This window comes from Pseudomonas sp. 10(2024) (genome assembly GCF_045164175.1).
Classification (GTDB): Bacteria; Pseudomonadota; Gammaproteobacteria; order Pseudomonadales; family Pseudomonadaceae; genus Aquipseudomonas; species Aquipseudomonas alloputida.
In genome coordinates this window covers 390,351-415,894 of record NZ_CP174006.1, presented here as the reverse complement: position 1 = coordinate 415,894, position 25,544 = coordinate 390,351, and the positions used below count along the sequence as shown (strand labels likewise).

Sequence of the window (25,544 nt, the reverse complement as noted above, 5' to 3'; positions counted from 1 at the left end):
TCGGTCACGCCGTGCGCACTGCCCCACGCGGTGATTGTCGCCCATGCACCATGACACAATTGCGCCCCGCGCCTTTGGCACTGTAAAGCGCCTGGTCGGCGGATTTCAGCACCGCCTCGGGGTTGCGATGATCGGCCTGGCGCTCGGCCACGCCGATACTGATGGTGACCGAGACCGTGCCGCCGGCGCTGCCAGCCCGGCGCTGGCGCCCGGCGGTATCGTCCTGCGGGCGGTTGTGCTGATCGCGCAGGTGCATCACGTAATTGGCGATCACTTCACGCACGGCTTCCACATGCGGCACGCATTCCGCGGCGGTCTTGCCGGCGAACACCAGGGCGAACTCCTCCCCGCCATAACGGTAGGCACGGCCACCGCCGGTGACCTTGGACAAGCGGCTGGCGACCAACCGCAGCACCTGGTCCCCGACATCGTGGCCGTGGGTGTCGTTGAATTTCTTGAAGTGGTCGACATCGGTCATGGCGATCACATAGTTACGCCCCAGGCGCTGCATGCGCTCGTTCAGCGCACGGCGCCCCGGCAGGCCAGTCAGCTCGTCACGGAAGGCCATCTGATAAGCCTCGTGCGCCACCGCTGCGGCGATCATCAGCATTACCTGGCTGCACATGATGTTCAAGGTAAACGGCAGGATGAAGGTTTGCGGCAGCATCCAGAAAATCCCCAGCAGACCGATCAACTGCGCGGCGTGCAGCGGCCGGGGTGCACGCAGGTACTGCACCACCAGCAGAATGAACACACCCAGGAACAGTGGGTAGACCATCTGGATCAGGCTCATCCAGTGGCCATGCAAAGCCGGCCAGCGGATCTCCGCCAACCAGGTCAGCAACGCCTCGGGGTAGCTTTGCTGGAGGGCCACCGCCACACTGCCCACGGCAAACAGCACCGCACCGCGGGCGACCAGGTCCTGCAGCAGGTGCGTACGCTCCTGCCAGGCGCCATACAGCCCGAACAGCGCCGGCAGCAACAGGCAGACAAGGTGGAAGATCACCGCGGCGTCCTCACGCACGCGGCCATGGTCACGGTAGAAGTCGGTCTGGGTATCGAGCAGGAAGTAGGCGATGTACACCGTCAGCATCAGGAACAGCTCACGCTGACGGCGGTAAACCGCGCAGTAGGTGCCACCCAGCAGCAGAACCAAGGTAGGCAGGACATTGAACAGCGATGTGAAAAAGACGCTGAGGTCTCTCACATAGGCTGCGGCGAGCCCTGCCAGCAACAAGAACAGCGACGGCAGGAAGTGGCTTGCGCGAACAGCGTTAAGACGAAACAAGGGTAATCTCCAACCCGGCAGATCAATAATGGCATTGTGCCCTCACTTCATCGGCAGTGCACTGGAACAGTTGAATTTGCGGTTGGATGAACGAACTTCCCATGCACCGTGTCGCATCCTTCGCGGGTAAACCCGCTCCTACGACGGCCTGTGTTCAACCCCTGAGGTGTGGCCACCACCGTGGTAGGAGCGGGTTTACCCGCGAATACGGTAGCGCCGGCAACGGTGAACGGCGGGTGGAGATTGGCCAGCAGGACCGGCCTCTTCGCGGGTGAACCCGCTCCTACACGACGGCCTGTGGCCAACCCCTGATCTGTGGCCACCACCAATCCGCGTAGGAGCGGGTTTACCCGCGAATACGGTGGCGGCGGCAACGGTGAACGGCGGGTGGAGATTGGCCAGCAGGACCGGCCTCTTCGCGGGTGAACCCGCTCCTACACGACGGCCTGTGTTCAACCCCTGAGGTGGGTCCACCACCAATCCGCGTAGGAGCGGGTTTACCCGCGAATACGGTGGTGGCGGTAACGGTGAACGGCGGGTGGAGATTGGCCAGCAGGACCGGCCTCTTCGCGGGTAAACCCGCTCCTACGAGGGACCACGCTGAACCTGAAGACAAAAAACCCGCCTGCCGGTCAGGGCAGGCGGGTTTTGGCTACAGCGCCAGTATCAGTACGACAGGCCGAAGTGCTCTTCGTCCATCGCCATCAGGTTGTTGGCGCCCGACAGCATGGTCGCCACATGGGTACGGGTACGTGGCAGGATACGCTGGAAGTAGAAGCGGGCAGTCTGCAGCTTGGCGGTGTAGAACGCCTCCTCGCTGGTACCGGCTGCCAGTTTCTCGGCGGCCAGGCGGGCGATGTCGGCCCAGAAGTAGGCCAGGCAGGCATAGCCGGAGTACATCAGGTAATCGACCGAAGCCGCACCCACTTCTTCACGGTCCTTCATGGCAGCCATGCCCACTTTCATGGTCAGCTCGCCCCACTCCTTGTTGATGGCCGCCAGCGGTTCGACGAACTCCTTGACCGCTTCGTTACCTTCCTGCGCCTGGCAGAACTTGTGCACGATCTTGGTGAAGCCCTTCAGTGCTTCGCCCTGAGTCATCAGCACTTTACGACCGAGCAGGTCGAGGGCCTGAATACCGGTAGTGCCTTCGTACAGCATGGAGATACGGCTGTCGCGCACGTTCTGCTCCATGCCCCATTCGGCGATGAAGCCATGGCCGCCGTAGATCTGTACGCCGTGGTTGGCGGCTTCGAAACCGACTTCGGTCATGAATGCCTTGGCGATCGGGGTCAGGAACGCCAGCAGGGCGTCAGCCTTCTTGCGCTCTTCTTCGTCCTGGCTGTACTTGACGATGTCCACCTGCTTGGCAGTGAAGTACACCATCGCGCGGTTGCCTTCGGCGAAGGCCTTCATGGTCAGCAGCATGCGACGCACGTCCGGGTGGACGATGATCGGGTCAGCGGCCTTGTCCGGTGCTTTCGGGCCGGTCAGGGAACGCATCTGCAGGCGCTCACGGGCGTACTTCAGGCCACCCTGGAACGCCACCTCGGCGTGGGCCAGGCCTTGCAGCGCGGTCCCCAGACGAGCAGTGTTCATGAAGGTGAACATGCAGTTCAGGCCTTTGTTGGCTGGGCCGATCAGGTAGCCGGTGGCAGCATCGAAGTTCATGACGCAGGTAGCGTTACCGTGGATGCCCATCTTGTGTTCGATCGAGCCGCAGCTCACGCCGTTGCGCTCGCCCACGCCGCCCTCGGCGTTGGGCAGGAACTTCGGCACGATGAACAGCGAAATCCCCTTGGTACCGGCCGGTGCGTCCGGCAGGCGGGCCAGGACGATATGGACGATGTTGTCGGCCATGTCGTGCTCACCGGCCGAAATGAAGATCTTGGTGCCCGACACTTTGTAGCTGCCGTCGGCCTGTGGCTCGGCCTTGGTGCGCAGCATGCCCAGGTCGGTGCCGCAGTGCGGTTCGGTCAGGCACATGGTGCCGGTCCACTCGCCGGACACCAGCTTGGTCAGGTAGGTGTGCTGCTGCTCGGCAGTGCCATGCGCAGAAATAGTGTTCATCGCGCCATGCGACAGGCCTGGGTACATACCCCACGACCAGTTCGAGCCACCGACCATTTCGCTCAGGGCCAGGCCCAGCGACTCTGGCAGGCCTTGGCCGCCATGCTCGACGTCATGTGCCAGGCTCGGCCAGCCGCCTTCGACGAACTGCTGGTAGGCTTCCTTGAAGCCGGTTGGGGTTTTCACCCCCGATTCGCTCCAGGTGCAGCCTTCCTGGTCACCCACGCGGTTCAGCGGCGACAACACCTGCTCACAGAACTTCGCGCCTTCTTCAAGGATCGCGTCGACCATGTCGGGCGTGGCGTCCTGGCAGCCCGGCAGGCTCTGATAGTGCGCCTCATAGCCAAGCAGCTCGTCGCGAACGAAGCGGATATCACGCAAGGGGGCTTTGTAGTCAGGCATTGCGATGAACCTCTAGGTGAGTTCTGTGGGGTGACCCGCGCTTGGCGGAAGCCGATCAAACAGTTGTTTGAAACTTACGTTTAGCTCAGCTTTCTGTCAAGGATGGACTATGGTGCCATTTACGCCACGAAAAATGGCAAATCAGTCATGCCATGGCACAAACCCTTGTAGGAGCGGGCTTGCCCGCGAAGAGGCCCGACCAGACAAAATTGTTGTCTGATCGGACGCATTCGCGGGCAAGCCCGCTCCTACAAGGGCAGGCGCTGAAATAGGGGATGACGCAAGTGTTCAGGCGTAGGTGTCGATGATCCGGCCAAGCATTTCGTCGGATGCCTTGGCGACCTTTGCGCCGAGTTCGACTTCGGTCTTGCCCACCGCCTGTTGCACGACACTGGTGGCCATGTCCAGCTGCTGGCTGCGGTCGACCGCGCGCAGGCGTTCGGCCTGAAAATCGCTGGACTGGCTAGTGGCGGTACGTTCGGCAGTGGTGTTGGCGATCTGGCTGGCGGCCTGATCGACGCGGTTCTGGCCGGTCTGGATTGCGCTCAGGCCCGCGTAGTAGGCGGAGCTACCGGTGATTTCCATGTCAGGACTCCATTGACGCTGGATGACGAACAGCCCCAATTAAAACAGGCTGGGGGCAAAAAGGCCCGTTTAAATCCCTAATGGCTCAATGCCAGTTGATAGGCCTTGGGTATTCCTGTTCTGGCCGCTTCGCGGTTAAACCCGCGCCCACAACGGTATGCGTTCCCTCGTAGGAGCGGGTTTACCCGCGAAGAGGCCGGGCCTGCAACACACTAATCCAGCAGATCCAGCTGCAGATGCTCCGCCACCATGTCGGCACTGGCCTGCTTGAGCTTGGGCACCCGCCCCAGGCAAGGCGCTGGCAGGCGCTCTGCAAGGCTGGCCAGGTTCTCTTCCAGGCGTGAGGTGCGCGGCTCGATGATGTTTGCCACCCAACCCGCCAACTGCAGCCCATCACGCTCGATCGCTTCGGCGCTGAGCAAGGCATGGCTGATGCAACCCAAGCGCACGCCTACCACCAGAATCACCGGCAACCGCAGGGCAACGGCAAGGTCGGACAGGTTCTCCAGGCCCGACAGCGGTACGCGCCAGCCGCCGGCCCCCTCTATCAAGGTGAAGTCGGCATTTTGTTGCAGCACATTGCGCATCGCCGCGAGCAGTTCTGGCACAGCCAGCGTCACCCCTGCCTCGCGCGCCGCCACATGCGGGGCTATAGCAGGCTCGAAGGCAAACGGATTGACCTGCTCATAGGGCAGCTTGACCGTGCTTTCGTCGATCAGCGCCAGGGCATCGCTATTGCGCAAGCCTTTCGGCGTCATCGTGCAGCCCGAGGCCACCGGCTTGGCACCCAGCGTGCTCATGCCCTGCAAACGCGCCGCATGCAGCAGGCCGGCAGCGATGGTGGTCTTGCCGACATCAGTATCGGTACCCGCAATGAAAAAGGCCTGGCTCATCGTGCTCCCCTTACACCTGTGGCTTGCGCAACACACCATAGACCACTTGATAGGTGGCTGGCAGCCCCGCGGGCTGGCGAAATGCCTCATAGGCCTGCAACAGGCCCTGCATTCGCGCCCGGCCGGTGAGGCCGGAAGGTCGCCCAGGGTTCAGATTGTGCGCCCCCAACGCCTTCAGTTCGTGGGTCAGGCTGCGCACATCCGGGTAGTGCAGCACATGCGGGCACCGCTCCAGCTCAAGCTGTTCAAAACCGCTGGCTGCGCACAGGCGCTGATAGTCTTCGAAACGGCGGAAGCGGTTTACATGCACCAGGCCATCCACCGCCTGCCAACTGGCGCGCAGTTCGTCGAGAGTGCCCACGCACAGGCTGCTGAAGGCCAGTACACCGCCTGGGCGCAGCACCCGCTGCGCCTCGGCCAGCACACTGGCGAACTGATCGCACCACTGCACCGCCAGGCTGGAAAACACCAGGTCGACACTGGCATCGCGCAGCGGCAGACGCTCGGCGTCGCCAACCACGTGATACTGCGCTCCACCCTTTACATGACGGGCATGAAGCAACATGCCCTCGGCAATATCCACCGCCACGCCACTGGCCTGGGCGAAACGCTCAGCCAGCATGCGGCTGAAATGGCCGGTGCCGCTGCCCAGGTCCAGCCAGTGAGACGGCTTCAGGCCTGCCGGCAATTGCTCCAGCAGGCTCAGGCCTACAGCACGCTGAAGGGCCGCCACGCTGTCGTAGCTGGCCGCGGCGCGGGAGAACGAGGCCGCCACCTGGCGCTTGTCGGGCAATGCGCCGGGCAGGGTCGGACGGGAAAGGTCAGTCATCGCCACTCTCATGCAGAAAACTCTTGATGCCCGCCGCCAGTTCCTGCGGGTACTCCAGCAGGAACGCGTGGGAACTGTCTTCGACCAGGCCCACTTCTACATCGGGCAACAGCTCGCTCAACGCCTTTGCCGCCTCTGCCGGCACTAGCGCGTCGCTGCCGGCGAACAGGTGCAGCTGCGGGCCACCATAGGCCTGCAAGGCTTCACGGGTGTCCAGCTTGGCCAGCACTTCAAGGCCAGTGGCCAGGTACAACGGGTCGGTATCCGGCACACCGACACCCAGTTGGCGCAACAGGGTGCGCGGCTGCAGGGCGCCATCGCTGCACAAGGTACGGAAGCGCTTGAGGGTGACCTGGGTATGGTTGCGGCAGCCGTCGAGAAAGGTGCCGAAGGTGTCTTCGGCCATGCCATGGGGCCAATCTGGCCGGGCCAGGAAGCTGGGGTTGCTGGCCAAGGTCAGCAGCCCGCAGCAGTGGTCGCCACGCTTGTGCGCCAGCGCGCTGGCCAACATGCCACCCAGTGACCAGCCACCCAGCCAGACATTGTTGGGCAGCTTGCGGTCCAGATGGTCGATCCAGGCCTGCACATCGCTGTGGGCCAGTTCTGGCAGGGGCATCAGCTCTACCTGCAGGCGGGCGTCCTGAGCACGCAGGCTAGCGGCCAGCGGCTCCAGCGCAGCAGTTCCCAAGCCCCAGCCGGGCAATAGAACAAGTCGATTACGCATCGGCGTTCTCCAACTGTGGATAACACTCGGCCAATGCATTCAACAATAGCTGCACCTGCGCCTCGCTGTGTGCGGCGCTCAGGGTTACCCGCAGGCGTGCGCTGCCAGCCGGCACGGTGGGTGGGCGGATGGCCGTCACCAGCAAGCCGCGCTCACGCAGCAGGCGTGACAGGCGCAACGCCTGCGCACTGTCGCCGATCACGATGGGCTGGATCGGCGTCGGGCTGTCCATCAACTGCAGCCCCAGCTGCTGCGCGCCTTCTCGGAACTGGCGAATCAAGGCTGCCAGGTGCTCACGACGCCAGGTTTCGCGGCGCAGCAGCTCCAGGCTCTTGAGTGTGGCGCAGGCCAGCGCCGGAGGCTGGCTGGTGGTGTAGATATAGGGGCGGGCGAACTGTACCAACGCCTCGATCAGCTCTTCGCTGCCAGCAACAAAGGCGCCCGCAGTGCCGCAAGCCTTGCCCAGCGTGCCGATCAGCACCGGTACGTCATCCACGCCCAGGCCAAAGTGCTCGACGATGCCGCCGCCCTGTGCGCCCAAGGTACCCAGGCCATGGGCATCGTCAACCATCAGCCAGGCTCCGCGGGCACGGGCGACATCAGCCAGCGCCGGCAGGTCGGCGAGGTCACCGTCCATGCTGAATACGCCATCGGTCACCACCAGGGTATTGCCGACTGCCTTGTCCAGGCGGCTGGCCAGGCTGGCCGGGTCGTTATGCAGGTAGCGGTTGAAGCGGGCACCACTGAGCAGCCCGCCATCCAGCAGCGAGGCATGGTTGAGGCGGTCTTGCAGTACCGTGTCGCCCTGCCCCACCAGCGCGGTGATGGCGCCCAGATTGGCCATATAGCCGGTGGAGAACAGCAGGGCGCGCGGGCGGCCGGTGAGTTCAGCCAGTGCCTCTTCAACCTGATGGTGCGGGGTGCTGTGGCCAACCACCAGGTGCGAGGCACCACCACCAACCCCCCAGCGCTCGGCGCCGGCCTGCCAGGCGGCGATCACCTCGGGGTGGTTGGCAAGGCCCAGGTAGTCATTGCTGCAGAAGGCCAGCAACCGCTGGCCGTCGACCACCACTTCCGGCCCTTGCGGGCTTTCCAGCAATGGCCGCTGCCGATACAGGTCTGCGGCGCGCCGTTCGGCCAGGCGCGCTGCCAGGTCGAAAGCCATATCAGGCTGTCGCGGCGTCGTAGAACATCTCGCTGCTGCGCTGCTCGACCAGCGCTTGCTCGATGGCTGCCTGGTGCACTTCGTCGGCGTGCTCTTCACGCGCTTCGGGCTTGATGCCCAGGCGTGCGAACAGCTGCATGTCCTTGTCGGCCTGGGGGTTGGCAGTGGTCAGCAGCTTTTCGCCGTAGAAGATCGAGTTGGCGCCCGCCATGAAGGCCAGGGCCTGCATCTGCTCGTTCATCTGCTCGCGGCCGGCGGACAGGCGCACGTGAGACTTGGGCATGAGGATCCGGGCCACGGCCAGCATACGGATAAAGTCGAACGGGTCGACGTCCTCTTCCTCAGCCAACGGCGTGCCGGCCACCTTGACCAGCATGTTGATCGGCACCGACTCCGGGTGCTCCGGCAGGTTGGCCAGCTGGATCAGCAGGCCGGCGCGGTCATCCAGCGACTCACCCATGCCCAGAATGCCACCAGAGCAGATTTTCATCCCCGCGTCGCGCACGTAGGCCAGGGTCTGCAGGCGCTCGCTGTAGGTACGCGTGGTGATGATGCTGCCGTAGAACTCCGGCGAGGTGTCGAGGTTGTGGTTGTAGTAGTCCAGCCCAGCCTGGGCCAGGGCCTTGGTCTGCTCCTGGTCGAGTTTGCCGAGGGTCATGCAGGTTTCCAGACCCATGGCCTTGACGCCTTTGACCATCTCCAGCACGTAGGGCATGTCTTTGGCCGACGGGTGCTTCCACGCCGCCCCCATGCAGAAACGGGTAGAACCGATGGCTTTGGCGCGGGCAGCTTCTTCCAGCACCTTCTGCACTTCCATCAGCTTCTGTTTCTCCAGCCCGGTGTTGTAGTGGCCGGACTGCGGACAATATTTGCAATCTTCCGGGCAGGCGCCGGTCTTGATCGACAGCAAGGTCGAAACCTGCACGCGGTTGGGGTCGAAATGCGCGCGGTGCACGGTCTGCGCCTGGAACAGCAAGTCATTGAACGGTTGCTGGAACAGCGCCTTGACCTCGGCCAGGGACCAGTCGTGACGTGTTGTTGCAGTTGTGCTGGCGCTCATCGGCGTTTCCTTGTTTAGGCTGTAGCTGGCGCCGGGAGAGGAAAGCCCGCCAGCGCATCACGGATAGCTCGCATAGTCATGGAAGGCCTATGAACTGTCAACTGCACTGGAAGCGACTGGTTTACAAGTGCTCACTTATTAATCAGATGTGCTTGTTATGCGATGAACCTGCCGAGCAGCATTACCCGCTGTGCATCACCTGCGAACAGGCGCTGCCCTGGCTGGGTGATCAGTGCCAGCATTGCGCCCTGCCCTTGCCCATGGCCGGCTTGACCTGCGCCCCGTGTGGCCGCTGCTTGCCGGCCTTCGATCAGGTCATTGCCCTGTGGCATTTCGGCTTTCCGGTGGACACGTTGATCAGCCGTTTCAAGCACAATCGCCAATGGCCTTTGGGGCGCCTGATGGCTGAGCTGCTGGGGCAGGGGCTGCAGTATCGCTATGCCGAAGGGTTGCCTCGCCCTGACCTGCTGTTGCCTGTGCCTTTGGCCAGGCGTCGACTGCGCGAGCGGGGGTTCAACCAGGCGGGGATGCTTGGGCGGTGGTTGTCGTCGCACGTCGGGGTAACCTGCAACGAGCGTTTGCTGGCCCGCACCCGCGAGACACCGGCACAGCAACATCTGGGCGCCAAGGCACGGCGGCGCAATTTGCGCCAGGCGTTCGCGGTACAGGGCGAACTGGAAGGCAAGCATGTCGCCATCGTCGATGATGTGTTGACCACCGGTGCCACTGCGCAGGCTATCGCCCAGGCACTGCGCAAGGCAGGTGCGCGGCGGGTGGATGTGTATTGCCTGGCACGTACGCCCAAACCGGGGTATGTATGACCAGGCGCGACCTGCCCATTTGTAAAGCACCCTTGTATACGGAATACCCATGTCCCTACCCCCCGTTCTCACCCAGCACATCGCCCGCCGCCCACAGCGCATCGCGCTGCTGCAGCACATTGCCGAACAAGGCTCGATCACCCGCGCCGCCAAGGCCGCGGGTATCAGCTACAAGGCGGCCTGGGATGCCATTGACGAGCTCAACAACCTGGCCAGCCAGCCCTTGGTCAAGCGCAGCACCGGTGGCCGCGGCGGTGGCGGTGCGCACTTGTCGGCGGAAGGCGAGCGGGTGTTGCGCCTGTACCAAAGGCTGCAGGCCCTGCAGGCACAAATCCTTGAAGCCGCCGAAGAATCCGGCGACCTCGACCTGCTCGGGCGCCTGATGCTGCGCACCAGTGCGCGCAACCAGTTGCAGGGCCAGGTCAGCGGCCTGCGCCCTGAAGGCCGGTATGACCGCGTCAGCCTGGCATTGGGTGGCGGGCTGGAGATCGATGCACTGATCACCCACGACAGCACGGCGCGCCTGGAGCTGACACCGGGAACGATGGTGGTGGCGCTGCTAAAGGCCGGGTGGGTGCGCTTGTTGGCGGAGGGGGAAGAGGCCGAAGCGGGGAGCAATTGCCTTTGCACGAAGGTGGAGGAAGTGCTGGCAGAGGTCGATGGGCCCAGTGAAGTCAGGCTGGCGTTAGGCAACGGGCAGACCCTGTGTGCAATGGCTGATGCGCACTGGTTGGCTGCCCAGCAGGTCGTGGATGGCAGTGTGGTGCGGGTGCAGTTTCACCCGTCTTATGTGTTGATCGGGGTTCCCGCATAGTCTGGCCGTGCGGTGCGCGGTTCGCGGGCTTGCCCGCTCCCACAGGGACCGCACCACCCGATGCATCTGGGCCGTAATGTGCGGGCACGCCCGCGAAGGGGCCGGCACCGGTATAAAGCGGTACCATGTCCCCACGCCGCTTACCCTCCGGAGCCACCATGTCCCACCCCTTCGACACCCTCACCCCCGACCTGGTCCTGGACGCAGTGGAAAGCCTGGGCTTTCTCAGCGACGCTCGGGTGCTGGCGCTGAACAGCTACGAGAACCGCGTGTACCAGGTGGGCATCGAAGACGCGCAGCCGCTGATTGCCAAGTTCTACCGCCCAGGCCGCTGGAGCGATGCAGCCATCCTTGAAGAACACGCCTTCACGGCCGAACTCGCCGACTGTGAAGTCCCGGTGGTTGCGCCCATGCAGCACGATGACCGCACCTTGTTCGAACACAAGGGCTTTCGCTTCACGCTGTTCCCCCGTCGCGGCGGCCACGCCCCCGAACCTGGCAACCTCGACCAGTTGTATCGCCTGGGCCAGTTACTTGGCCGCCTGCATGCCGTGGGCGCCAGCAAACCGTTCAAGCACCGCGAGGCACTGGCTGTGGACAACTTTGGCCACGCCTCGCTGAACACCTTGCTGGAGGGTAATTTTGTCCCACGTGAACTGCTGCCGGCGTTCGAGTCCGTGGCCCGCGATCTGCTCAAGCGGGTGGAGGACATCTACGCTCGCACACCACACCAGCTCATTCGCCTGCACGGCGACCTGCACCCCGGCAACCTGATGCACCGTGACGAGGTGTATCACGTGGTCGACCTCGACGATTGCCGCATGGGCCCAGCGGTGCAAGACCTGTGGATGATGCTGGCCGGCAACCGCGAGGAGCGCCTGGGGCAACTGGCCGAGCTGATCGACGGCTACAACGAGTTCCACGACTTCGACCCGCGCGAACTGGCCCTGATCGAGCCCCTGCGCGCCCTGCGCCAGCTGCACTATAGCGCCTGGCTGGCAAGGCGTTGGGACGACCCGGCGTTCCCGCCCAGCTTCCCTTGGTTCGGCCAGCCACGCTACTGGGGCGACCAGGTTCTCGCCTTGCGCGAACAGATGGCTGCGCTGGATGAAGCTCCGCTGAAATTGTTCTAGAAGCACGCCCGCCTCTGTCTACAATAGGCGTCGCTTTATTTAGCAACCTAAGCAAGGATTCTGCATGCACGCCGCAAACCCGCGTCGCGGGTACATACTGGGCTTGAGCGCCTACATCATCTGGGGCCTTTTCCCCCTCTACTTCAAGGCAATCCAGAGCGTCCCGGCGGTGGAGATCATTGTCCACCGGGTGCTCTGGTCAGCACTGTTCGGCTCGCTGCTGCTACTGGTGTGGAAACACCCCGGCTGGTGGCGTGAACTGCGCAACAACCCGCGCCGGCTGGGCATCCTGGCACTGAGCGGGGCACTGATCGCCGGTAACTGGCTGACCTACGTGTGGTCGGTGAACAACGGCCGTATGCTCGAGGCCAGCCTGGGCTATTACATCAACCCGCTGATCAACGTACTGCTGGGCATGCTGATTCTTGGCGAGCGCCTGCGCCGCCTGCAATGGCTGGCGGTGGGCATGGCTGCCGTGGGTGTGGCGCAGCAGGTGTGGCAAGTGGGCAGCCTGCCGTGGGTGTCACTGGTACTGGCGTTGAGCTTTGGCTTCTATGGGCTGATCCGTAAGCAGGCACCGGTGGCGGCACTGCCCGGCCTGGTGGTGGAAACCTGGATGCTGGTACCACTGGCCCTTGGCTGGCTGCTGCTGCACCCGGCCGCGATGAGTGCCCAGGGCGCGTTCTATACCAGCAGCGAGGCGCTGTGGCTGATGGCGGCCGGGCCGGTGACGCTGGTGCCGCTGGTATGCTTCAACGCCGCCGCACGGCACCTGCCGTACACCACGCTGGGCTTCCTGCAGTACCTGGCGCCGACCTTGGTGCTGTTGCAGGCCGTAGTGCTGTTCGATGAGCATTTGTCGTCGAGCACCCTGGCGGCCTTCATGTTCATCTGGGCAGGTTTGGCGATATACAGCGTCGATGCATGGCTGAACTTGCGCAAACGTAGCTGATCAGAAAACGATCAAAACTCTGCAGGTCATGTAGCGCCTGGCCTGCAGAGACATCTCCATAGGTTATCCACACCCTCGTCCCCGCGCTTTGTGCACAAGCTGCTGATAATTGGGCATTTTTTGAGCAAAACAGTACAAGGCACGTGATACCTGGGCTGGAGAGGTACACCCCCAGGTTATCCACAGGGCCTTCCCCGTGATATCGGGATAACCGCAGATGGCCGCCTCGCAACAAAAGGCCGCCCCACATTTGTCCGGTGTACGCAGGACCATGTGGGAGCCTTGTGTCGCGATTGGGCCGCAAAGCGGCCCCGGCAATCGCTGATCAATCCTCTGCCCGCAGCTTCAACTCCACCATCAAGTCATCCGCCAGGCTCTCCAGCCGCTGCTGCAGTTCTTCCAGCGGCAAGGTCAACGGCAACGCCAGCAATGCGTCGGCGTGGAACAACGGCTCACTGCTCATCGGCGCCGGCCGCACTTCTGTGGAAAACCGCTCGACGTTTACCTGCAGCTCAGCCAGCAAGCGGGTAATGTCCCGCACGATCCCCGGCCGGTCGTTACCCACCAGCTCCATGGCAATTGGCTTCCAGGTGCACGACGGCTCAATCCCGCTCTCGGCGATCAGCACGCGAATGTCATACCTGGCCAGCCCCTGCAGCGAGGCCACAAGCTCGGCGTAATTCTCTGCCGGCACCGCCACCCGCAGAATGCCAGCAAACTGCCCGGCCATACGCGACATGCGGCTTTCCAGCCAGTTACCACTGTGGTCGGCGATGCACTGGGCAATACGTTCGACCTGGCCGGCCTTGTCAGGGGCAATTACAGTCAGTACAAGATGATCCACAAGCCCTTCCTCGTGTCGGACCGCGCCGGGCGGCAGAAAATCGGGGGATCGAGTCAGTATAGGCAAGGCGCGGCAACCTGCCGCAGGGCAATCTGCACAGCCAATCGTGTACTGTTTCAAGATTTATCTGGAACAATCCACCTGTTTTTTGCGAACATACCTACTCCCAGCGTGACCATACGCGACCAACGGGTCGCATAACGGCGCTTTTAGTCTGATTTTGCCCCGCCTACTGCTTCATGTAGTATCCCGTGGCGCGGACTACAAAACGTCGTTTGGATGTCTGCCAAGGCGCCTGTGAAAATACGCACACTGCCCGCCAGCCTGTCTGGCAGGCCGCACCCAGCCGCCCCCAAGCAACCCCGGGGGCATGCACTGGTGCCGTGTTTAGAGAAGCGCTACAGGCTTAATACAGAAGAGCGAAATAGCTGAGCAGAGTGAGGCAAGCAATGACTGGATACGTTCAAGTCGGTGGCCTTCAGGTCGCCAAGGTCCTGTACGACTTCGTGAACAACGAAGCCATCCCCGGGACCGGCATCGTCGCCGAGCAGTTCTGGGCGGGTGCAGAGAAGATCATCAATGACCTCGCTCCAAAGAACAAAGCCCTGCTCGCCAAGCGCGACGAGCTGCAAGCCAAGATCGACGCCTGGCACCAGGCACGCAAAGGCCAGGCCCACGACGCCGCAGCCTACAAAGCATTCCTCCAGGAAATCGGCTACCTGCTGCCACAAGCCGACGATTTCCAGGCCACCACCCAGAACGTGGACGAAGAAATCGCCCACATGGCCGGCCCGCAACTGGTGGTGCCGGTGATGAACGCCCGCTTCGCCCTGAACGCCGCCAACGCCCGCTGGGGTTCGCTGTACGACGCCCTGTACGGCACCGATGCCATCAGCGATGAAGGCGGCGCCGAAAAAGGCCAGGGTTACAACAAGGTGCGCGGCGACAAGGTCATCGCCTTCGCCCGCGCCTTCCTCGACGAAGCCGCGCCACTGGCCGCCGGCTCGCACGTCGACTCCACGGGCTATCGCATCGAAGGCGGCAAGCTGGTTGTTGCCCTGAAAGGCGGCAGCAACACTGGCCTGCGCGACGATGCGCAACTGATCGGCTTCCACGGCGACGCCGCCGCGCCCACTGCCGTGCTGCTCAAGCACAACGGCCTGCACTTCGAAATCCAGGTCGATGCCAGCACCCCCGTCGGCAGCACCGACGCCGCTGGCGTCAAAGACATCCTGATGGAGTCGGCACTGACCACCATCATGGACTGCGAAGACTCGGTTGCAGCCGTAGACGCTGACGACAAAGTCATCGTCTACCGCAACTGGCTGGGCTTGATGAAAGGCGACTTGGCCGAAAGCGTGAGCAAGGGTGGCAAAACCTTCACCCGCACCATGAACCCGGACCGCGAGTACGCGGCGCCTAACGGCGGCAGCGTGACCCTGCACGGTCGTTCGTTGCTGTTCGTGCGCAACGTTGGCCACCTGATGACCAACCCGGCGATCCTCGATGCCCAAGGCAACGAAATCCCCGAAGGTATCCAGGACGGGCTGTTCACCAACCTGATCGCCCTGCACAACCTCAACGGTAACACTAGCCGCAAGAATACCCGCAGCGGCAGCGTGTACATCGTCAAGCCGAAGATGCACGGCCCTGAGGAAGTGGCCTTCGCCGCCGAGATCTTCAGCCAGGTCGAAGACCTGCTGGGCATGCCGCGCAACACAGTCAAGGTCGGCATCATGGACGAGGAACGCCGTACCACGGTCAACCTCAAATCCTGCATCAAGGCAGCCGCCGAGCGCGTGGCGTTCATCAACACCGGTTTCCTTGACCGCACTGGCGATGAAATCCACACCTCGATGGAAGCCGGCGCCGTGGTGCGCAAAGGTGCCATGAAGAACGAGAAGTGGATCGGCGCCTACGAAAACAACAACGTCGACGTTGGCCTGGCCACCGGCCTGCAAGGCCGTGCGCAGATCGGCAAAGGCATGTGGGCCATGCCTGACCTGATGGCCGCCATGCTCGAGCAGAAGATCGCCCACCCACTGGCCGGTGCCAACACCGCCTGGGTACCGTCGCCAACTGCCGCCACCCTGCACGCCCTGCACTACCACAAGGTGGACGTACAGGCGCGCCAGCGTGAACTGGCTTCACGTACCCCGGCGTCGGTGGACGACATTCTGGCCATCCCGCTGGCTGCCGACACCAACTGGTCGGCCGAAGAGATCCGCAACGAGCTGGACAACAACGCCCAGGGCATTCTCGGCTATGTGGTGCGCTGGATCGACCAGGGCGTGGGTTGCTCGAAGGTGCCGGACATCAACAACGTCGGCCTGATGGAAGACCGTGCCACCCTGCGCATCTCTGCCCAGCTGCTGGCCAACTGGCTGCGCCACGGCGTGGTCAGCCAGGAACAGGTGCTGGAAAGCCTCAAGCGCATGGCCGTGGTGGTCGATCAGCAGAACGCTGGCGACGCCCTGTACCGCCCGATGGCGCCGAACTTCGACGACAACGTGGCGTTCCAGGCGGCTGTGGAACTGGTAGTGGAAGGTGGCAAGCAACCGAACGGTTATACCGAGCCGGTACTGCACCGCCGTCGCCGCGAGTTCAAGGCGCGTAACGGGTTGTAAGTAACATCTGCGCCAAGGGGGCCGTTTTGCGGCCCCCACTGCGCATCAATCCATTTTCAATTCTCTCTTCACCAGCTCCAACAGCTTGCCCAAATCCACCGGCTTGAGCAGGAAATCCACCACGCCCAGGTGCATCACATCCACTGCTTCTTCCACATCGGTGTCGCCCGACACCACAATGATCGACAACGCCGCCCGCTCCGACGCGCGAATTGTCCTGATCAAGTCCAGCCCACTTTCAGGCTGCATGCGCAAATCGGTAATCATCAAGCCGATACGCTTCTGGTAGTGCAGGTACAACCTGGCTTCCTCGGCCCCATCCGCCCCCACCGCATCGATGCCCCGGCTTTTCAGGTACAGGATCAGCGCCTCCCGGTTAACCGCGTTGTCATCCACCACCAGCACCAACGGTCTGGCTGCCACAGGCGCACTTTGGTTTATCACGGCCAAGGCCTCGCGCTCGGCGTCGCTCAGGATGTCGGTGTGCTCAGGCATGCTTGTCTCGTCAAAATAATTCCGCTTCAGCATTAGGACCGCATTACTTGCGTAACCCGTTTCGCCTTTCGTCGGGTCTTTGACAAGGGCGCTCATAGACTTACGTCCAATGGGCACCACCCCGCCGCAAGCCGACCATGGAGGCAGAGAACAACATGGCCGGTACCTATATATAGATATATATAGTTCGGCATAGCGATACGGTCAGTTTCATGAGCAAAAAGGACGCCTACAGCCAGGCGGGCAAGACAGCGGTACTGCAAAACATCCAAGGCACATTGCAGTTCCTGCAGCGCTTTCCGCCGTTCAACCAAATGGAGCACAGCCACCTGGCCTTCTTGGTCGAGCAGTGCCAGCTGCGCTTCTACGCCTGCGGTGAAAGCATCGTCAAACCTGCCGACGGGCCGGTCGAGCACTTCTACATCGTCAAGCAGGGCCGCGTGGTTGGCGAGCGCCAGCACCTGGCCAAACCAGGCGTCGAGACCACGTTCGAGATCACCAGCGGCGAGTGCTTCCCGCTGGCAGCCCTGCTGGGTGAGCGGGCAACCCGCACCGAGCACCTGGCCGGGGAAGACACCTTCTGCCTGCAACTGAACAAGGCCGCATTCATCCGCGTGTTCTCGATGTCTGATGTGTTTCGGGATTTTGCCCTGCGCGGTGTCAGCAGCCTGCTTGATCAGGTCAACCAGCAAGTACGCCAGCGCGCTGTGGAAACCCTTGGTACCCAGTACTCGCTGAACACCCCCCTGGGTGAACTGGCCATGCGTCACCCGGTGGTGTGCAGCGCCGATACGCCCCTGCGCGAAGCCGTGCGGCTGATGCACGAGCAACAGGTAGGCAGCATCGTGGTGGTCGACCCGCAGCGCTACCCCATCGGTATCTTCACCTTGCGCGACCTGCGCCAGGTGGTGGCGACAATAGATGCAGACCTGGGCGCCGCCATCGACCGGCACATGACCGCCAAACCGTTCTACCTCCCACCCCAGGCCAGCGCCTTCGACGCCGCCATGGCCATGACCGAGCGGCATATTGCCCATGTATGCCTGGTGGAAAACCGGCGCCTGTGCGGCGTGGTTTCCGAGCGCGACCTGTTCTCCCTGCAACGGGTCGATCTGGTTCACCTGGCGCGCACCATACGCCATGCGCCACGCCTGGATACGTTGGTTTCACTGCGCGGCGAAATCAGCCAGCTTGTGGAACGCATGCTGGCCCATGGCGCATCGTCGACGCAGATCACCCAGATCATTACTTTGCTCAACGACCATACCGTGTGCCGGGTCATCGAACTGGCCCTGGCCGAACGTGGCGACCCGGGCGTGCCGTTCAGCTGGCTGTGCTTTGGCAGCGAAGGGCGACGCGAGCAGACCCTGCACACCGACCAGGACAACGGCATCCTCTTCGAAGCAGTCGACGGCGCCGAGGCCGACGCGATCCGCGCTCGCCTGCTGCCGCTGGCGCAATACATCAACCAATGCCTGGCCCAGTGCGGTTTCACCCTGTGCATGGGTAACGTCATGGCCGGCAACCCCGAACTGTGCCTGTCGCGCAGCGAGTGGGCGCGGCGCTTTGCCGGGTTTGTTCGCGAAGCCAGCCCGGAGAACCTGCTGGGCTCGAGCATCTACTTCGACCTGCGTGTAGTGTGGGGCGACGAGCAAGGCTGCGAGCAGCTGCGCCAGGGCCTGCTGGCACAGGTAGCCGACAACCGCATCTTCCAGCGCATGATGGCTGACAACGCCCTGCGCCAACGCCCGCCGGTGGGCCGGTTGCGCGAGTTCGTGCTGACACGCCAGGGCAACGACAAGGCGGCGACCCTCGACCTCAAGGTCCAGGGCCTGACGCCCTTCGTGGATGGTGCCCGTTTGCTGGCCCTGGCCAATGGCATAGCTGCCTGCAATACCCTGGAGCGCCTGCGCCAACTGGTAGCCAAGGGCGTGATCGAACCGTTGGACGGCGCCGCCTATGAAGAGGCCTACCACTTCATCCAGCAAACCCGCATGCAGCAGCACCAGCGCCAGATACGCGACAACCTGCCTTACTCCAACCGGCTCGACCCGGACAGCCTCAACCACCTGGACCGGCGCATCCTGCGCGAATCCCTGCGCCAGGCTCAGCGCCTGCAAAGCAGCCTGGCCTTGCGGTATCAGCTATGAGCCTGTTCGCCTGGCTGCGCCCAAGTGCGCCCGAGCTGGACCACGCCAAGCGCCAGCGCCTGGCCCGGTTGCCCAAGCCCGTGCCGTTGGGGGTATGTACCCTGCGCGAGCAGCGCTGGGTGGTGCTGGACCTGGAAACCAGCGGGCTCAACCCCAACCGTGATCAGGTACTGTCGATCGGGGCGGTGGCCATCGAAGACGGTGCCATCGACTTCGCCCAGCAGTTCGAACGCACATTGCACCGGCCTTTGCAGAAGACCAACGCCAGCGTACTGATCCACGGTTTGGGCCCCAGCGCCCTGGCTGCCGGTTGCGACCCGGCCGAGGCCCTGCTGGATTTGCTCGATTTCATTGGCAACAGCCCGGTGCTGGCGTTTCACGCGCCATTCGACCAGCGCATGCTGGCGCGTGCGCTGAAAGAGAGCCTGGGTTACCGCTTGCAGTCGCCATTCCTCGATATCGCCGAGCTGGCGCCGATGCTCAACCCCGACACCGTGCTGCGCGAGGCAGGGCTGGATGACTGGGTTGCACGGTTTGGCTTGCAGGTTGAAGAACGCCATCATGCCAGTGCCGATGCCCAGGTGACCGCAGAACTGGCGCTGATCCTGTTCAGCCAGGCCCGGCGCCAGCAGCTGGACAGCCCGCTGCAGCTGGAGCAACGGTTGCGCGGATGGCGACGGCGCAAGATGCAGAGTCATGGTTTGTAGGGATAGGCACTGAAAATTCCAAGGCATACCCTTCAGCCTTTTCCATGATGGCGATCCGATAAGCGTCCATTGCACCCACCCCCTCCCCTCTGCAACAATCGCGAATAATTATCGTTAGTTAATGCATTCGTTCCGGGGGGACGCTGCTTGTCTTCTGCACAAAGCCCACACGCCGATCTGGTCGGTGCGCTGTACCGCGACCACCGCGGCTGGCTGCTCGCCTGGCTGCAACGCAGCATGGCCTGCCGCCAACGTGCTGAAGACCTGAGCCAGGACACCTTCGTGCGCCTGCTTGGTCGTGAGCAACTGGACACACCCCGCGAACCCCGCGCGTTTCTGGCCGCCGTGGCCAAGGGGCTGATGTTCGACCACTTCCGCCGCGCCGCGCTGGAACAGGCCTACCTGGCCGAGCTGGCACTGATCCCTGAAGCCGAACAGCCCTCGCCAGAAATGCAGCACCTGATCCTTGAAGACCTCAAAGCCATCGACCGCCTGCTCGGCAAGCTGTCGAGCAAGGCTCGCGCGGCGTTTCTGCACAGCCGTCTGGACGGCATGGGCCATGCCGAAATTGGCGAGCGCCTTGGCGTTTCGGTATCGCGGGTGCGCCAGTACATCGCCCAAGGCATGCGCCAGTGCTACGTGGCCTTGTACGGGGAGCCGACGTGAGCAACCTCCCGGTTTCGTCCCGGGTCCTGGAAGCCGCGATTGCCTGGAAACTCAGCCTTGGCGACAGCAGCGGCACGCCTGATGAACGCAATGAATTCATGCGCTGGCATGCCGCCAGCGAAGAGCACGCACGTGCCTGGCGCCAGCTCGGCGCCATGGACCAACGCGTTAGCGCGGCGGCTGGCCCGGCACGCCAGGCGCTGCTGCAATCGCGCGCCAGCCTGCGGCGACGCATTGGCAAGGTTGGCGGCGGGCTGGCCGGCACATTTCTGCTCGGCGCGCTGCTGGCATGGGTCGGCGCCCCGTCGCTGGCACCCAGCTACTGGCTGGCCGACCAGCGCACCGCCACGGGTGAATTGCGCACCTTGCGCCTGGAAGACGGCACACTGCTGAGCCTGAACACCCACACCGCCGTGGACATCGACTACGCCGGCGCGCAACGGGTGATCGTGCTGCACCAGGGCGAAATCTCGGTCGAAACCGGCCACCAGGACCCGCGCCCGCTGCTGGTACGCACTGAAGACGGTCGCTTGCGGCCACTGGGCACGCGCTTCCTGGTGCGCCGCGAAGCCGGCGGTACGCGCCTGGAAGTGCTGCAAGCCTCGGTCGCCGCCATGCCGCATGACAGCGGCGACGAACAGGTGCTGCGCGAAGGCCAGCAGGTGTTGATGAACGCCAATGGCCTCGGCGAGGTTGGCACGGTGCCTGCCGGTGCCGATGCCTGGACCCGCGGCATGCTGGTGGTCGACAACGTACGCCTGGGCGACCTGCTCGCCACATTGGGCCAGTACCGCAGCGGCTACCTCGGGGTGGATGCCAAGGTCGCCGACCTGCGCGTGACCGGCAGCTTCCCGCTGACCAACACCGACCTGGCGCTGGCCTCGCTGGTGCCGGCGTTGCCGGTGAAGATCGAGCGGCATACCCAGTGGTGGGTGAACGTCACTTCCAAATAGGCCGGGCCTGCTGGCCAATCTCCGCTAGCCGTTCAGCGTTGCAGCCGCCACCGTATTCGCGGGTAAACCCGCTCCTACCACGGTGGTGGGCACACATCGGGGTCGTCGTAGGAGCGGGTTCACCCGCGAAGAGGCCGGGCCTGCTGGCCAATTCCACTAGCCGTTCACCGTTGCCGCCGCCACCGTATTCGCGGGTAAGCCCGCTCCTACCACGGTGGTGGGCACACATCGGGGTCGTCGTAGGAGCGGGTTCACCCGCGAAGAGGCCGGGCCTGCTGGCCAATCTCCACCAGTCGTTCAGCGTTGCCGCCACCACCGTATTCGCGGGTAAACCCGCTCCTACCACGGTGGTGGGCACACATCGGGGTCGTCGTAGGAGCGGGTTTACCCGCGAAGAGGCCGGTGCTGGCAAAATACCTTTTAAATAATTCTCAATATTTTTCAGATTCGCCCTGTCACTTTTCAGATCTCGCTCGGCAAGGAAGCAGCAAGCACTTACCCGTCGAGGAACCGCCGCATGTCCCGTGCCGTTGATCATATCCTGCGCCCCAGCCTGATGGCCCTGGCCATCGGCCTGGCTGCCCCGCTGACCAGCCCTGTCTTGTTCGCCGCCGAGCAATCCACGTCGCGCGCCTACAACCTGCCCAGCGCGCCACTGGCCACCACCCTCAACCAGATCGCCAGCCAGGCCGGCATTGCCTTGGCCATCGACCCGGCACTGGTCAGCGGCCGCACCTCGGCCCCGGTCAGCGGCCAATACGACGGCCTGGGCGCCCTGCAAGCCGCCCTCAGCGGTACCGGCCTGCAGTTGCAGCAGAGCACTGCGGGCAGCTACAGCCTGGTGGCCGTGCCGGATGGCACCCTGGCCTTGCCGGAAACCACCGTGAATGCCCCCAGCGCCAGCGAAAGCGCCTGGGGCCCGGTTGAAGGCTACGTGGCCAAGCGCACCGCTGCTGGCACCAAGACTGACACGGCACTTGTGGAAGTCCCCCGCTCCATCTCTGTCGCCACCCGCGAGCAAATGAAAGACCGCGGTGTACACAGCCTGGATGATGCAGTGCGCTACATGCCAGGCATCGTCTCCGCCAGCTTCGGCAGCGACACCCGTTATGACTGGATGCGCGTGCGCGGCTTCGAGCCAACGCAGTTCCTCGATGGCCTGCCGCTGCCCCGCGGCGTGTACGCCAACCCGAAAGCCGAAACCTGGAACCTCGACCGCCTCGCCCTGCTGCGCGGCCCGGCCTCTTCGATCTACGGCCAGACCCCACCTGGCGGCCTGCTGGACATGGTCAGCCGCCGCCCGCAAGCGGAAAGCGCTCACGAAATCGAGCTTCAATACGGCAGCGACAACCATCGCCAGATCAACTTCGCCAGCACCGGCAAGATCGACGATGAAGGTCGCTTTCTCTATGGCCTCAGTGGCGTTATCCGTGACAGTGGCACGCAAATTGACCACATTGACAACAAGCGCTACAACATTGCCCCAAGCCTGACCTGGAACATCGACGAAGACACGACGCTGACCTTCCTCACCCAGTTCACCCGTGACGATACCGGTGCCACCAGCCAGTTCCGGCCCATCCAGGGCACCAAGATCGACATGCCGTTCGGCAAGATCTCGCACCACAAGAACCTGGGTGACCCGGATTACGAGTTCTACGACCGCACTTACTACGCGCTGGGTTACGCCTTCGAACACCGCATCAATGACGTCTGGCAGTTCCGCCAGAACCTGCGCTACACCAAGTCGGACCTGTCGTTCCAGACCATCACCCCTGGCAGCTACAACAAGAGCTCGCCGCCGGTGCAGGACGATGGCACTGTCAGCCGCATGTCCACCAACACCGATGAAGACATCAGCCAGTTCGCGGTGGACAACAACTTCCAGGCAGACTTCGCCACCGGGGACATCGACCACACGCTGTTGATCGGCCTGGACCACCAGCGCATCAACACCAACTACCTGTCGATCTTCGACTTCAACGTGCCGGACAGCAACGTCAACAACCCGGTCTACGGGCTGCCGATCACTCGCCCTGATCGCTCGACCGCGTTTTACGACTACAACCAGAAAACCCGTCAGACCGGCCTGTATGTGCAGGACCAGATGGCGCTTGGTAACTGGCGCCTGACCCTGGGCGGTCGTGAAGACTGGGTGCACACCGGCACCAAGTTCTTCAACCAGGGCGATGCCACCAATACCCAGCGGGACAAGAAGTTCAGCGGCAACGCAGCCATCAGCTACGTGTTCGATTCGGGCTTCGTGCCGTACCTGTCCTATGCCGAGTCGTTCCAGCCGTCCAGCAATGCCAGTGTGTCGGCCTCGGACTCGTTCAAGCCCACCGAAGGCAAGCAGTGGGAGCTGGGCGTGAAGTATCAGCCGCCGGGGTCCAATACCCTGTTGTCGGCAGCCGTGTACGACCTGACTCAGAAAAACGTCTCGGTCACCAACACGGTCGGTGGTGTGACCATCACCAGCCAGACCGGTGAAGTGAAAGTCCGCGGCCTTGAGCTGGAAGCGGTTTCCGATGTGACCGACAACCTGAAGGTCATTGCCGCCTACACCCTGGCCAAGTCCGAGGTGCAGGACGGCGATTTCAAAGGTAACCGCCTGCAACTGATGCCTAACCAGCAAGCGTCCATCTGGGGCGACTACACCTGGCACTCGGGCGTACTCGACGGCTTCGGCATCGGCCTGGGCGCGCGTTATACCGGCAATACCTACGGCGACCAAGGCAATACCTACCTGGGCAAGGCCAAGGCCTACACCGTCTTCGATGGGTCGGTGCATTACGACCTGGGTCGCCTGAACGGCAGCCTGAAGGGCGCGTCGGTCGCGGTCACCGCCACCAACCTGCTGAACAAGGATTACCTCTCTACTTGTGACGCGTACTACTGCTACTACGGCGATGAGCGCAGCGTCGTCGCCAGCGCCACTTACAAGTTCTGAGTGAGCTGGGGCCGCCTTGCGGCCCCGGGTTCCAACCGACAACAATCGGTACCGTGATGAAGAGCCCCACCATCCGCCGCTGGTCCTTGATCCACACCTGGAGCAGCCTGGTCTGTACCCTGTTCCTGCTGTTGCTGGCAGTCACCGGCCTGCCGCTGATCTTCCACCACGAACTCGAACACCTGCTAGGCGACGCCCCTGAACTGCGTGAAATGCCGCCAGGCACCCCGCACCTCGACCTGCAGCAACTGGTGCTCAAGGCCGAACAACATCGTCCCGGCGAGGTCATGCAGTACTTCGGCTACGATGAAGACGAGCCCAACGGCGTGGTCGCCATTACCGCCGCCACCGCCGGCACCGACCCCAACCTGTCGCACACCTTCATGCTCGATGCACGCACCGGCGAGGCGGTGGCCATGCCGGCCGCCAATGGTGGATTCATGATGGTGATGCTGCGCCTGCATGTGGACATGTTCGCAGGCCTGCCGGGCAAGCTGCTGCTGGCCTTCATGGGCGTATTGTTCATTGTCGCGATTGTCTCCGGCACCGTGCTCTATGCGCCGTTCATGCGCCGCCTGGAATTCGGCACCGTACGCCACAAGAAATCCCGCCGCCTGCGCTGGCTCGACCTGCACAACCTGATTGGCGTGGTCACCCTGGCCTGGGCATTGACGGTGAGCGTGACCGGGGTAATCAGTGCCCTGTCCGACCTGGTCATCGCGACCTGGCGCAACGACAGCCTGGCTGCGATGGTTGCCCCCTACCGCGACGCCCCGCCGCTCGTCGAGCGCGCCCCAGCCACTCGCCTGCTGGAAATTGCCGAGCAGGCCGCGCCCGGCATGCGCCCGGATTTCATCGCGTTTCCAGGCACGCGTTTCTCCAGCGAGCACCACTATGCGGTGTTCATGAACGGTGCCACCCACCTGAGTTCCCACCTGTTCACGCCGGTTCTGATCGATGCTCGCACCCTGGCAGTGACTGCCGTAGGTGACCGTCCCTGGTACATGGATGCCATGGGCCTGTCGCAGCCACTGCATTTCGGCGATTACGGCGGGCGACCGATGCAGATCCTCTGGGCGTTACTGGACGTGCTGACAATCATCGTGCTCGGTAGCGGCCTCTACCTGTGGTGGGGCAAGCAGCGTAAACCCAGGGACGCACGCGCATGAGCCACAGGTCGCAACCCACGGCACGCCTCTTCGCCTGGCCAGCGTTGATTGCCCTGCTTGGCTTCCTGGGCCTGTTCGCCGCCCTGCTCGGCGACGGTGGCTGGGACGTTCTGGCATGGGCTGGCCTGGGCCTGCCGGCCCTGCTGAGCCTGCGCGGGCTGCTCTGGCGTCGGGGGCGCTAGCCCGCTACCACCCCGCAACCGCAGGTATTGCCAAGCATGGGGTTTTCCTCAACCAAGGACCCGCC

22 protein-coding genes are annotated in these 25,544 nt (G+C 63.3%); 12 read left to right on the top strand and 10 right to left on the bottom strand.

Annotated elements, in window-relative coordinates; all coding sequences use genetic code 11:
* Positions 1 to 4: 4 nt before the first annotated feature.
* The 8 genes from ACI7M0_RS01770 to bioB form a co-directional block, all read right to left on the bottom strand.
* A complete protein-coding gene (locus ACI7M0_RS01770; RefSeq protein WP_064491642.1) occupies positions 5 to 1,288 on the bottom strand; it encodes a diguanylate cyclase in 1,284 nt (427 codons plus the stop codon).
* A gap of 666 nt (positions 1,289 to 1,954) precedes the next feature.
* Entirely contained in the window at positions 1,955 to 3,760 is a 1,806-nt protein-coding gene (locus tag ACI7M0_RS01765; protein ID WP_010951720.1) for a phenylacyl-CoA dehydrogenase, read from the bottom strand.
* A 288-nt stretch (positions 3,761 to 4,048) separates the two neighbouring features.
* Entirely contained in the window at positions 4,049 to 4,345 is a 297-nt protein-coding gene (locus tag ACI7M0_RS01760) for a pyrroloquinoline quinone biosynthesis protein PqqE (RefSeq protein WP_129933722.1), read from the bottom strand.
* A 212-nt stretch (positions 4,346 to 4,557) separates the two neighbouring features.
* Positions 4,558 to 5,238 (bottom strand): dethiobiotin synthase, encoded by a 681-nt coding sequence (gene bioD / locus ACI7M0_RS01755; RefSeq protein ID WP_003255605.1) that lies wholly within the window; start codon positions 5,236 to 5,238, stop codon positions 4,558 to 4,560.
* 10 nt (positions 5,239 to 5,248) lie between these two features.
* Positions 5,249 to 6,067: a malonyl-ACP O-methyltransferase BioC gene (gene bioC / locus ACI7M0_RS01750; protein ID WP_104960652.1), complete on the bottom strand. Its 819-nt coding sequence runs from the start codon at positions 6,065 to 6,067 to the stop codon at positions 5,249 to 5,251.
* The gene (locus ACI7M0_RS01745; RefSeq protein ID WP_004577121.1) at positions 6,060 to 6,791 is read right to left on the bottom strand and encodes an alpha/beta fold hydrolase; all 732 of its coding nucleotides are present in this window, start codon (positions 6,789 to 6,791) and stop codon (positions 6,060 to 6,062) included. The genes bioC and ACI7M0_RS01745 overlap by 8 nt, the downstream gene beginning before the upstream one ends.
* The gene (gene bioF / locus ACI7M0_RS01740) at positions 6,784 to 7,956 is read right to left on the bottom strand and encodes an 8-amino-7-oxononanoate synthase (RefSeq protein ID WP_064490768.1); all 1,173 of its coding nucleotides are present in this window, start codon (positions 7,954 to 7,956) and stop codon (positions 6,784 to 6,786) included. The genes ACI7M0_RS01745 and bioF overlap by 8 nt, the downstream gene beginning before the upstream one ends.
* Before the next feature lies 1 nt (position 7,957).
* Entirely contained in the window at positions 7,958 to 9,016 is a 1,059-nt protein-coding gene (gene bioB / locus ACI7M0_RS01735) for a biotin synthase BioB (protein WP_014589423.1), read from the bottom strand.
* Positions 9,017 to 9,105: 89 nt separating this feature from the next.
* Between bioB and ACI7M0_RS01730 the strand changes: the two genes are divergently transcribed.
* The 4 genes from ACI7M0_RS01730 (at position 9,106) to rarD (ending at position 12,736) form a co-directional block, all read left to right on the top strand.
* The gene (locus tag ACI7M0_RS01730; RefSeq protein ID WP_129933721.1) at positions 9,106 to 9,837 is read left to right on the top strand and encodes a ComF family protein; all 732 of its coding nucleotides are present in this window, start codon (positions 9,106 to 9,108) and stop codon (positions 9,835 to 9,837) included.
* A gap of 49 nt (positions 9,838 to 9,886) precedes the next feature.
* Entirely contained in the window at positions 9,887 to 10,651 is a 765-nt protein-coding gene (locus tag ACI7M0_RS01725) for a TOBE domain-containing protein (RefSeq protein ID WP_104960650.1), read from the top strand.
* Positions 10,652 to 10,809: 158 nt separating this feature from the next.
* Complete coding sequence (locus ACI7M0_RS01720; RefSeq protein ID WP_129933720.1) at positions 10,810 to 11,784, top strand: serine/threonine protein kinase; 975 nt, start codon at positions 10,810 to 10,812, stop codon at positions 11,782 to 11,784.
* 64 nt (positions 11,785 to 11,848) lie between these two features.
* Positions 11,849 to 12,736 (top strand): EamA family transporter RarD, encoded by an 888-nt coding sequence (gene rarD, locus ACI7M0_RS01715; RefSeq protein WP_003255619.1) that lies wholly within the window; start codon positions 11,849 to 11,851, stop codon positions 12,734 to 12,736.
* Between the two features lie 325 nt (positions 12,737 to 13,061).
* Here the strand turns inward: rarD and ACI7M0_RS01710 are convergent, their stop codons facing one another.
* The gene (locus tag ACI7M0_RS01710; protein ID WP_010951709.1) at positions 13,062 to 13,580 is read right to left on the bottom strand and encodes a glycine cleavage system protein R; all 519 of its coding nucleotides are present in this window, start codon (positions 13,578 to 13,580) and stop codon (positions 13,062 to 13,064) included.
* 449 nt (positions 13,581 to 14,029) lie between these two features.
* On the opposite strand from ACI7M0_RS01710, the gene ACI7M0_RS01705 reads away from it, so the two are divergent.
* Entirely contained in the window at positions 14,030 to 16,207 is a 2,178-nt protein-coding gene (locus ACI7M0_RS01705) for a malate synthase G (RefSeq protein ID WP_104960648.1), read from the top strand.
* Positions 16,208 to 16,252: 45 nt separating this feature from the next.
* Here ACI7M0_RS01705 and ACI7M0_RS01700 read toward each other — a convergent pair whose 3' ends face one another.
* The gene (locus ACI7M0_RS01700) at positions 16,253 to 16,798 is read right to left on the bottom strand and encodes a response regulator (RefSeq protein WP_129933719.1); all 546 of its coding nucleotides are present in this window, start codon (positions 16,796 to 16,798) and stop codon (positions 16,253 to 16,255) included.
* A gap of 116 nt (positions 16,799 to 16,914) precedes the next feature.
* Here ACI7M0_RS01700 and ACI7M0_RS01695 point away from each other — a divergent pair, with 116 nt between their 5' ends.
* The 7 genes from ACI7M0_RS01695 (at position 16,915) to ACI7M0_RS01665 (ending at position 25,479) form a co-directional block, all read left to right on the top strand.
* A complete protein-coding gene (locus ACI7M0_RS01695) occupies positions 16,915 to 18,852 on the top strand; it encodes a putative nucleotidyltransferase substrate binding domain-containing protein (protein ID WP_129933718.1) in 1,938 nt (645 codons plus the stop codon).
* Positions 18,849 to 19,559 (top strand): PolC-type DNA polymerase III, encoded by a 711-nt coding sequence (locus ACI7M0_RS01690; protein ID WP_104960646.1) that lies wholly within the window; start codon positions 18,849 to 18,851, stop codon positions 19,557 to 19,559. The genes ACI7M0_RS01695 and ACI7M0_RS01690 overlap by 4 nt, the downstream gene beginning before the upstream one ends.
* A gap of 147 nt (positions 19,560 to 19,706) precedes the next feature.
* Entirely contained in the window at positions 19,707 to 20,225 is a 519-nt protein-coding gene (locus ACI7M0_RS01685; protein WP_129933717.1) for an RNA polymerase sigma factor, read from the top strand.
* Positions 20,222 to 21,178 carry a FecR domain-containing protein gene (locus ACI7M0_RS01680; RefSeq protein WP_020192758.1) on the top strand — a complete coding sequence of 319 codons (957 nt, stop codon included), beginning with the start codon at positions 20,222 to 20,224 and terminating at the stop codon, positions 21,176 to 21,178. Before ACI7M0_RS01685 ends, ACI7M0_RS01680 begins: the two co-directional genes overlap by 4 nt.
* Before the next feature lie 517 nt (positions 21,179 to 21,695).
* Positions 21,696 to 24,128: a TonB-dependent siderophore receptor gene (locus ACI7M0_RS01675; protein WP_104960644.1), complete on the top strand. Its 2,433-nt coding sequence runs from the start codon at positions 21,696 to 21,698 to the stop codon at positions 24,126 to 24,128.
* A gap of 56 nt (positions 24,129 to 24,184) precedes the next feature.
* Positions 24,185 to 25,297, top strand: coding sequence for a PepSY domain-containing protein (locus ACI7M0_RS01670; protein WP_129932095.1), 1,113 nt, complete (start codon positions 24,185 to 24,187; stop codon positions 25,295 to 25,297).
* Positions 25,294 to 25,479, top strand: a complete 186-nt coding sequence (locus ACI7M0_RS01665) for a hypothetical protein (RefSeq protein WP_014860432.1) — start codon at positions 25,294 to 25,296, stop codon at positions 25,477 to 25,479. The genes ACI7M0_RS01670 and ACI7M0_RS01665 overlap by 4 nt, the downstream gene beginning before the upstream one ends.
* Positions 25,480 to 25,544 lie beyond the last annotated feature (65 nt).